Genomic DNA, 8078 nt, shown 5'->3' with positions numbered 1-8078 from the left:
GACGCCGGGGGACATTTGCATAGGGGCCTGCCGGCCGCGGCGGGGCCCTCAACGCGCGCGATGAACCCGATCGAAGATCCTGCACCAAGCTTCCAGAAAACCGCAGACCAGAGCGTTCGGCGTTTGCATTGAACGTTCAGCGCAGCTCGGGCAAGGCGAGTTGATGCTTGCGGCAGAGGCGGTACACCGTTACCCGTGAGACCTGCATCGTGCGCGCGCAGGCCGTGATGTTGAATGCGTTCTGGCGTAGCGCGTGCAGCAGCGCATCGCGCTCGGCCGCCTGGCGAGCATCGTGCAGCAGCCGCTGCGGCATCTCCACCTGCGGTGGCAGCAGCTCCAGATCCGCCACCCCGATCAGTTCCGCCTCGCTTACGATCGCCGCCCGCTGCACCCGATTGAGCAGCTCCCGCACATTGCCCGGCCAGTTGAAACGCATCAGCGCCTGCCGTGCGTCCGTGGTGAAGCCGCGTGCCCGCGTGACATGCCGGTGGCGGAAACTGGCCAGAAAGTGTTCTGCCAGCAGCACGATGTCGCTGCCACGGTCGCGCAGCGGTGGCATCGGCAGGCGCAGCACATTGAGCCGGTAGAACAGATCGCGACGGAACTGTCCGCGTTCCACCGCCTGCTCCAGGTCCACATGCGTGGCCGCTACCACCCGCACATCCACCGACTGTGGATGATTGCTGCCCACACGCTCGATCGTGCCCTCCTGCAGCACCCGCAACAGATTCGTCTGCGCGTCCAGCGGCAGGTCCCCGATCTCGTCCAGGAATACCGTGCCGCCGCTGGCCGTCTCGAACAGACCCAGCCGCCGCGTCGCCGCACCTGTGAAGGCGCCGCGCTCATGCCCGAAGAGTTCCGATTGCACCAGCGCCGCAGGAATCGCTCCGCAGTTCACCGCCAGGAAGGGCCGCGCGTGGCGCGGCGAGAGCGCATGCAGCGCCTGCGCCGCCAGCTCCTTGCCCGTGCCCGTCTCCCCGGTGATCAGCACCGGCAGCTCCACCGGCGCGAACTTGCGCAACGCCGCCCGCGCGACCTGCAGCACCGCACTGTCCCCGACCAGCGCCTGCGCACCGGCGGGTGACCGTGCCTGGTCGCCGTCGGCCAGCTGCAGCAGGCGCTGCACCAGCTGCGGCAGGTCCAGCGGTGCCGTATAGGTGTCCACGCAGTATCCCAGCAACGCCTGCAACTGCGGGTGCGAGGGGCGTGGGCCCGCCGGCAGGATTGCCAGCAGGCGCATATGCCGGTGCTGGTCGAGCAGGGCCTGCAGGTGGTCGACATTGCGGGCCGCATCGTCGCGCAGATCGAGCAGCCCCACGATCAGATCGTTGCTGCGCATGCCAATGGCCACACACTCGTTGCTGGCCACGCCGCGCACCTGCCAACCGGCCGCAGCCAATGCGGCGCGCTCAGCCGCGTGGGGGTGCCCAAACCAGATTACACACCGGGCCGGGAAATCAGGGACTGCCGCCATGCGTCACCTTCACTTGAAAGTTCCCGGGCGGCGTCTCCTGGTCAGCGTCCCCCAGCCGTGCCGCCCCACGCCGGGATCAACGGCCCCTCCGTCGCTGGATGGGGCAGATCGCACGCAGGGAATTCCTGCTACGACAGAAGGAACAACGCCGGTTGGCACCGCCAGCGGCCACCGCCGCGGACGCCCCAAACGAAAAAGGCCGCTGCAGGGCAGCGGCCTTCAGGCGGGGCGGGCGGGCCGCCCGGCTCAGAGCTCGACGCGGCGGGCCTGCATGAACTTGCCGCTCCAGTAACCGCTGACCAGGCTGTCCACGCGGACGTCCTTGCCGGTGCTGGGGGCGTGCAGGAAGCGGCCTTCGCCGACATAGATGCCGACATGGTCAACCCGGCCCTTGCGCCCGAAGAACACCAGGTCGCCGGCGGCCAGCGCATTGCGGTCGTTGATCAGCTCGGCTTCGCCGTCATGGGCCATCTCGCGCGAGACGCGCGGCAGCTCGATGCCCAGCGCGGTGCGGAACACATAGCCGACCAGCCCGCTGCAGTCGAAGCCGCTGTCCGGCGAGGTGCCGCCCCAGCGGTACGGCGTGCCCAGCAGGGTCATCGCGCGGCGCAGCAGCGACTGCACCTTGCCATTGTCGGCGGCACCGCCGACCACGGCACCGGTAGCGCCCGTGCTGGCGTCATAGTTGGCCAGCAGGCGGCTCAGATCGCCGGCGAACATGGCCGAGCGGTCCATCAGCGGAATGGTGTCGTTGGCCGCGAGGTGCGGAAGCAGGGCGGCGAGGGTGGCGCTGGCAGCGGCATCGGCCTTGCTGCGGGCCGGCGCGTCAGCCTTCGGCTTGGCGGCGGCGGAGACTTCAACCGGAGTCCCGGTGGCGACCTGCGCGGCGTCGATGACGGCCGTCGGCGCGGTCTGTGCCCAAGCCGGAACACTGGCCAGGCAGAGGGCGAAGGCGAGAAAAGCGGGGCGGGCGATACGCCTGGAAGCGGCGGTCTGGCCTTGGTACGTCAGGTCGGCTGTCGTCACGCGGCGGTCACTGAATAAAAACGATGGGTGATGATGCCGTGTAAGACGTGTGATTAGGTACAAATTTCGTTAAATTTCCGTTTATATGAATGTGACGAACCTCACATTTTTAACCCTTCCCCCTGTTCATTTCAGTGAAGGACGCGTTTCGCTCCCGTGTAGTGCTGTTTCCAGTAGCTCCCGGACAGCGAGTCCAGCCGGACCGTTCCGCCGGTGCTGGGGGCGTGCACGAAGCGCCCTTCACCCACGTAGATGCCGACGTGGAACACGTTGCCGCGGTCACCAAAAAACACCAGGTCGCCGGGCGCCAGCCGCTGCGGATCGATCTTCGGACCCTGCACCGCGGCCAGATCGCGCGAGGTGCGCGGCAGCTTCAGGTCCAGCATTTCCCGATAGACATAGGCGACCAGCCCACTGCAGTCGAACCCGGTCTCCGGTGTGTTGCCGCCGTAGCGGTAGGGCGTGCCGACCAGGCCGATGGCGCGCATCAGCACCGCGTTGGCGGCCTGCGGGTCATTGGGCACCACGGTCGGCCAGACCTGGGTCGAGGCCGGCGGCGGGCTGGGACGGGTGGTTTTGCCGCCGCCACAGGCCGCCAGCAGGGCCAGCGCGAGCAGGGAGGCAACCCGGGCAACAGAGCGGATCAAGCGCGGAACTGGCGTCATGTGCATGATGTCCGGATAATGCGCGGCCTCAGAAGGCCGTCATGATGGCGGCGTATCCGGCGGGCGACAACCCGTCCCACTCGTCTGCCTTGGCAGCCTCCAGAACAAGAGTTCCGCATGAAGATCGAAAAAGACCGCGTCGTCCGCTTCCACTACACCGTTGCCGAGCAGGGCCAGGAGCCGATCGAGAGCTCCAGGGACCGTGATCCGCTGGCGATCCTGATCGGCCACGGCAACATCATCCCGGGCCTGGAAAACGCCATGATGGACAAGGAAGCCGGCGCGACCTTCGAGGTCGACGTCAAGGCGGCCGACGCCTACGGCGAGCGCAAGGAAGGCCTGACCCAGCGCGTGCCCAAGAAGCATTTCGGCAACGAGAAGCTGGTGCCGGGTTCGCAGGTGGTGCTGCAGACCAACTTCGGCCCGCGTGCGGTCACCGTCGAGAAGGTTGGCTTGACCGTGGTCGACGTCGACCTGAACCACCCGATGGCCGGCAAGGACCTGCACTTCTCGGTGGAGATCGTTGACGTGCGCGAAGCGGCGGCTGAAGAACTGGAGCACGGCCACGTGCACGGCGACGGCGGCCACCAGCACTGAGTGCTGCTTCGTCCGTGTGATGCAACGGCCCGCTTCGGCGGGCCGTTGCGTATCCGGATCCCCGAAACGCCGGGCGCGTGCTGGAACGCGACGGCATACTGTCCGGCCTGGAACGCGAGTCAACCGTGAAGCCTGCTCTCCAACCCCTCCAGCCGGTGGCCATCGGCGACCGCATCGACGTCATCGACATCCTGCGCGGGGTGGCGCTGCTCGGCATCCTGTTGATGAACATGGAGGCGCTGAGCGGGCCGCTGGACCTGGCCTTTACCGGGATCGATCCGCACTGGCAGGGGCTGGACTACGTCGCCGATGCGTTGGTCTACGTGCTGGTGCAGGGCAAGTTCTTCACCCTGTTCTCGCTGTTGTTCGGCGCCGGTTTCGCGATCATGGCGCAGCGCGCCGAGGCGGCGCGACGCGATTTCACCACGTTCTATCTGCGGCGCAGCGCGGGCCTGCTGGTGATCGGCCTGTGCCACGCACTGCTGATCTGGTCTGGCGACATCCTGGTGATCTACGCGCTGGTGTCGCTGCCGCTGCTGGCCTGCCGCGAGGCACCGCAGCGCTGGTTGCCGGCGATGGGCGTGGCCACCTATCTGTGTGCGGCGATGATGATGCTGCTGATGGGCGCGCTGTTGGGGCTGTCATCACCGGTGGAGGGTGATGACACCGCATTGCGCACCGCCATCGCGAAGGGCCAGCAGGCCATCGAACTGCAGCGCCAGGTGTACGGGCATGGCAGCTTCGCCCAGGCCGTGGCGCAGCGGGCAAGCGATCTTGGCGTGTCACTGTCCGGGGCGTTGATCATCGGGCCGGAAGTGCTGGGCATGTTCCTGATCGGCAGCTGGTTCGCGCGCAGCGGTGCGCTGGCCGACCCGGCCCGCTTCGAGCCCCTGTACCGGCGGCTGCGCTGGGGCGCGCTGCCCTGCGGGCTGGCGCTGATGCTGCTCAGCGCGCTGTGGGTGCCGTACCTCGCACCGGGCACGTTCACTGCGTCCACCGGCGCGGCCTACGCGTTGTCGTCGCTGGCCAGCCTGCTGATGTGCCTCGGCTACCTGGCCTGGATCGTGCAGTGGCGGCACCGCCTGCGCGGGTTGGCGCCGATGGGCCGGATGGCGCTGACCCAGTACATCCTGCAGTCATTGGTGGGCACCTGGCTGTTCTACGGCTACGGGCTGGGCGCGTTCGAAACGATGCCGCGCGCCTGGCAGATTCCGTTTGCGCTGCTGTTGTTTGCCCTGCAGGTGCTGTTCAGCCATGCGTGGCTTCGCCATTTCCGCTTCGGTCCGCTGGAGTGGATATGGCGCGCGATGACGTATGGGCAATGGCCACCGCTGCGGCGCTGAGCCGCCGCATGCCGATGGGGTCCTCACGCATGACTCGCGGCCGGACATGGCATGCTGACGCCCATGACGACGCAATACGACTATGACCTGATCGTGCTGGGCGGTGGCTCCGGCGGACTGGCAGCGGCCTTCCGCGCGGCGCAGCATGGCCAACGCGTGGCGATGCTGGAGCCGGGCGAACTCGGCGGTACCTGCGTCAACGTGGGCTGCGTGCCCAAGAAGGCGATGTGGCTGGCCGCCGATCTCTCCGGGAAAATCGGCCTGGCGGCGGCCATGGGCTTCGACGTGCCGGTGCGGCCGGCGCTGGACTGGAAGGAACTGGTGGTGCATCGCCAGGCGTATATCGCCAACATCCACGCCAGTTACCTCAAGCGCCTGGACGAGACGAGGGTGGTGCGGGTGCCGCGCAAGGGGCACCTGCTCGATGCGCATACGGTGGCCTGCAGCGATGGCGTGCAGCTCACCGCCGCGCACATTCTCATCGCCACCGGCGCGCACCCGCAGCGGCCGGACATTCCCGGCGCGGAACTGGGCTCGGTGTCGGACGACTTCTTCAACCTGTGCGGCGCTCCGGAGCGCGTGGCGATCGTGGGCGGTGGGTACATTGCCGTGGAGCTGGCCGGCCTGCTGCAGGCGCTGGGCAGCCGGGTGACGCTGCTGGTGCGCGGGGAGCGGTTGCTGGAACGGTTCGACGCGGAGTTGACCGCGCAGCTGGCCGAGAACCTGCGCCATCAGGGGGTGCAGCTGCACTTCAACTACCGCCTGCGCGAGCTGCGCCGCGAGGGCGGTGACCTCATCGCCTACGGGCATGATGGCCCGGCCGAGGCGCGCTTTGACGAGGTGTTCTTCGCCACGGGCCGACGCGGCAACAGCGACGGCCTGGGCTTGCAGGCGCTGGGCATCGTGGTGGGCGACAAGGGCGAGGTGGAGGTCGATGCGTGGCAGACCACCGCCGTACCGAGCGTGCATGCCGTGGGCGACATTGCCGGCAAGGTCGGCCTGACCCCGGTGGCGATCGCGGCGGCGCGCAAGCTGATGGACCGCCTGTTCGGCGGCCAGCCGCAGGCGAAGATGGACTATGAGAACGTGGCCAGCGTGGTGTTCTCGCACCCGGCGCTGGGCGCGGTGGGATTGAGCGAGGAAGAGGCGCGCGCGCGCCACGGCGACGTGCGGGTCTATCGCAGCAACTTCCGTCCGATGCTGCAGGCCCTGGCCGACGGCACCCAGCGCAGCCTGTTCAAGCTGGTCTGCGTGGGTGAGGAGGAGCGCGTGGTGGGCGTGCACCTGCTCGGCGAAGCCGCCGACGAGATCCTGCAGGGCTTCGCTGTAGCGGTGAAGATGGGGGCGACCAAGGCGCAGTTCGACGACACCGTAGCCATTCACCCCACCAGCGCGGAAGAGGTGGTGTTGATGCGTTGATGCGCATCGGCACCCCGATGGGAACGCAGCCACCCAGGGGGTGGCTCTACGGGTCGTTGCCGATGCGACAATATCGCCGATGTCCGCACATGCGCTCCCTACCTCTTCCCCACGCCTGGCCGCGTCCGGGATTCTGCTCGCCGCCGTCGGTGCGATAGCCGCATCCGGCAAGGCGGTGATCGTGAAACTGGCGTACCGCCACGGCGTGGATGCCACCACGTTGCTGGCGCTGCGCATGCTGATGGCGTTCCCGTTGTTCGCGCTGCTGGCCGTGTGGTCGGCGCGGCGGGCCACGTCGCTGTCCTGGGCCGATCGCGGCCGCGTGCTGTGGCTGGGCTTCACCGGCTACTACCTGTCCAGCCTGCTGGATTTCCAGGGACTGCAGTACATCAGCGTGACCCTGGAACGCTTGATCCTGTATCTCAACCCGACCCTGGTGCTGCTGATCAGCCTGGTGCTGCTCAAGAAGCGGCCCGGTCGCTGGCAACTGGCCGCGCTGGTGCTGAGCTACCTGGGCGTGTTGCTGGCCTTCGGCCATGACCTGCGGCTGGAAGGCGGGCGCATCGTGCTGGGCAGCGTGCTGGTGTTTGCCAGCGCCCTGAGCTACGCGTTGTACCTGTTCGGCAGTGGGCAGGTGGTGGCGCGCATCGGTGCGATCCGCCTGACTGCCTATGCCAGCTGCGTGGCCTGCGTGCTGTGCGTGCTGCACTTCGCCGTGCTGCACCCCTTGCCCGCGCTGCTGCAGGCACCGGAGCCGGTGTACTGGCTCTCACTGATCAACGCCACGGTCTGCACGGTGCTGCCGGTGATGGCGATCATGCTGGCGGTGAAGCGGATCGGCTCGTCGCTGGCCGCCCAGGTGGGTATGCTCGGGCCGGTGTCCACCATTGTGATGAGTCTATGGCTGCTCGACGAACCCATGGGCCCGGGTCAGATCCTGGGGACGGTGCTGGTGCTGGTCGGCGTGCTGCTGGTCAGCCGCGTACGCGCGTGAGCCCGCGCGCGGCCACCGCGCCGGCAGATCCCGCCGACGATCCGGCGGCGCAGGCGCGCGCACGCATCCTGGCGGTGATCCGTGCCATTCCGCGCGGGCAGGTGATGGGCTACGGGCAGGTCGCGGCCAAGGCGGGGCTGCCGGGCCGGGCCCGACTGACGGCGCGAGTCCTGGGCATGAATGACGACCCGGACCTGCCCTGGCACCGGGTGCTGCGCTCGGACGGGCGCATCGCCATGCCGGAAGGCTCGCGCGGCTGGCGCGAGCAGAGCCAGCGGCTGCGCGCCGAAGGCGTGGTCATGGAGCGCGGCCGGGTGAAGCACATGCCGCGCACTGCCGGCGATGCACTGGATGCGGCATTGTGGGGGCCGGGCTGAAGGACCAATAGCCGGCCAGCGGCCGGCACTACCACGGCGGGTGACGCGTCGATAGCCGGCCAGCGGCCGGCACTACCACGGCGCGGGACGCGTCGATAGCCGGCCAGCGGCCGGCACTACCATGGCGCGTGACGCGTCGATAGCCGGCCAGCGGCCGGCACTACCACGGCGCGGGACGCGTCG

8 protein-coding genes are annotated in these 8078 nt (G+C 68.4%); 5 read left to right on the top strand and 3 right to left on the bottom strand.

Annotated elements, in window-relative coordinates:
* Positions 1 to 136 precede the first annotated feature (136 nt).
* The 3 genes from RT456_RS19125 to RT456_RS19115 form a co-directional block, all read right to left on the bottom strand.
* Positions 137 to 1474, bottom strand: coding sequence for a sigma-54 dependent transcriptional regulator (locus tag RT456_RS19125; RefSeq protein ID WP_313349001.1), 1338 nt, complete (start codon positions 1472 to 1474; stop codon positions 137 to 139).
* Positions 1475 to 1720: 246 nt separating this feature from the next.
* Entirely contained in the window at positions 1721 to 2500 is a 780-nt protein-coding gene (locus RT456_RS19120) for a C40 family peptidase (RefSeq protein ID WP_313348999.1), read from the bottom strand.
* 131 nt (positions 2501 to 2631) lie between these two features.
* The gene (locus tag RT456_RS19115) at positions 2632 to 3171 is read right to left on the bottom strand and encodes a C40 family peptidase (protein ID WP_313348998.1); all 540 of its coding nucleotides are present in this window, start codon (positions 3169 to 3171) and stop codon (positions 2632 to 2634) included.
* Positions 3172 to 3282: 111 nt separating this feature from the next.
* Here RT456_RS19115 and RT456_RS19110 point away from each other — a divergent pair, with 111 nt between their 5' ends.
* The 5 genes from RT456_RS19110 (at position 3283) to RT456_RS19090 (ending at position 7895) form a co-directional block, all read left to right on the top strand.
* Complete coding sequence (locus RT456_RS19110; protein ID WP_313348996.1) at positions 3283 to 3762, top strand: peptidylprolyl isomerase; 480 nt, start codon at positions 3283 to 3285, stop codon at positions 3760 to 3762.
* Between the two features lie 125 nt (positions 3763 to 3887).
* The gene (locus RT456_RS19105) at positions 3888 to 5105 is read left to right on the top strand and encodes a DUF418 domain-containing protein (protein WP_313348994.1); all 1218 of its coding nucleotides are present in this window, start codon (positions 3888 to 3890) and stop codon (positions 5103 to 5105) included.
* A 63-nt stretch (positions 5106 to 5168) separates the two neighbouring features.
* Entirely contained in the window at positions 5169 to 6524 is a 1356-nt protein-coding gene (gorA, locus tag RT456_RS19100; RefSeq protein WP_313348992.1) for a glutathione-disulfide reductase, read from the top strand.
* A 79-nt stretch (positions 6525 to 6603) separates the two neighbouring features.
* Entirely contained in the window at positions 6604 to 7518 is a 915-nt protein-coding gene (locus RT456_RS19095) for a DMT family transporter (protein WP_313348990.1), read from the top strand.
* Positions 7515 to 7895, top strand: a complete 381-nt coding sequence (locus RT456_RS19090; RefSeq protein ID WP_313348988.1) for an MGMT family protein — start codon at positions 7515 to 7517, stop codon at positions 7893 to 7895. The genes RT456_RS19095 and RT456_RS19090 overlap by 4 nt, the downstream gene beginning before the upstream one ends.
* The last annotated feature ends 183 nt before the right edge of the window (positions 7896 to 8078 follow it).

The sequence above is a fragment of the Stenotrophomonas sp. genome, assembly GCF_032099025.1.
Taxonomy (GTDB): Bacteria; Pseudomonadota; Gammaproteobacteria; order Xanthomonadales; family Xanthomonadaceae; genus Stenotrophomonas.
This window is presented reverse-complemented; position numbering and strand designations above follow the sequence as displayed.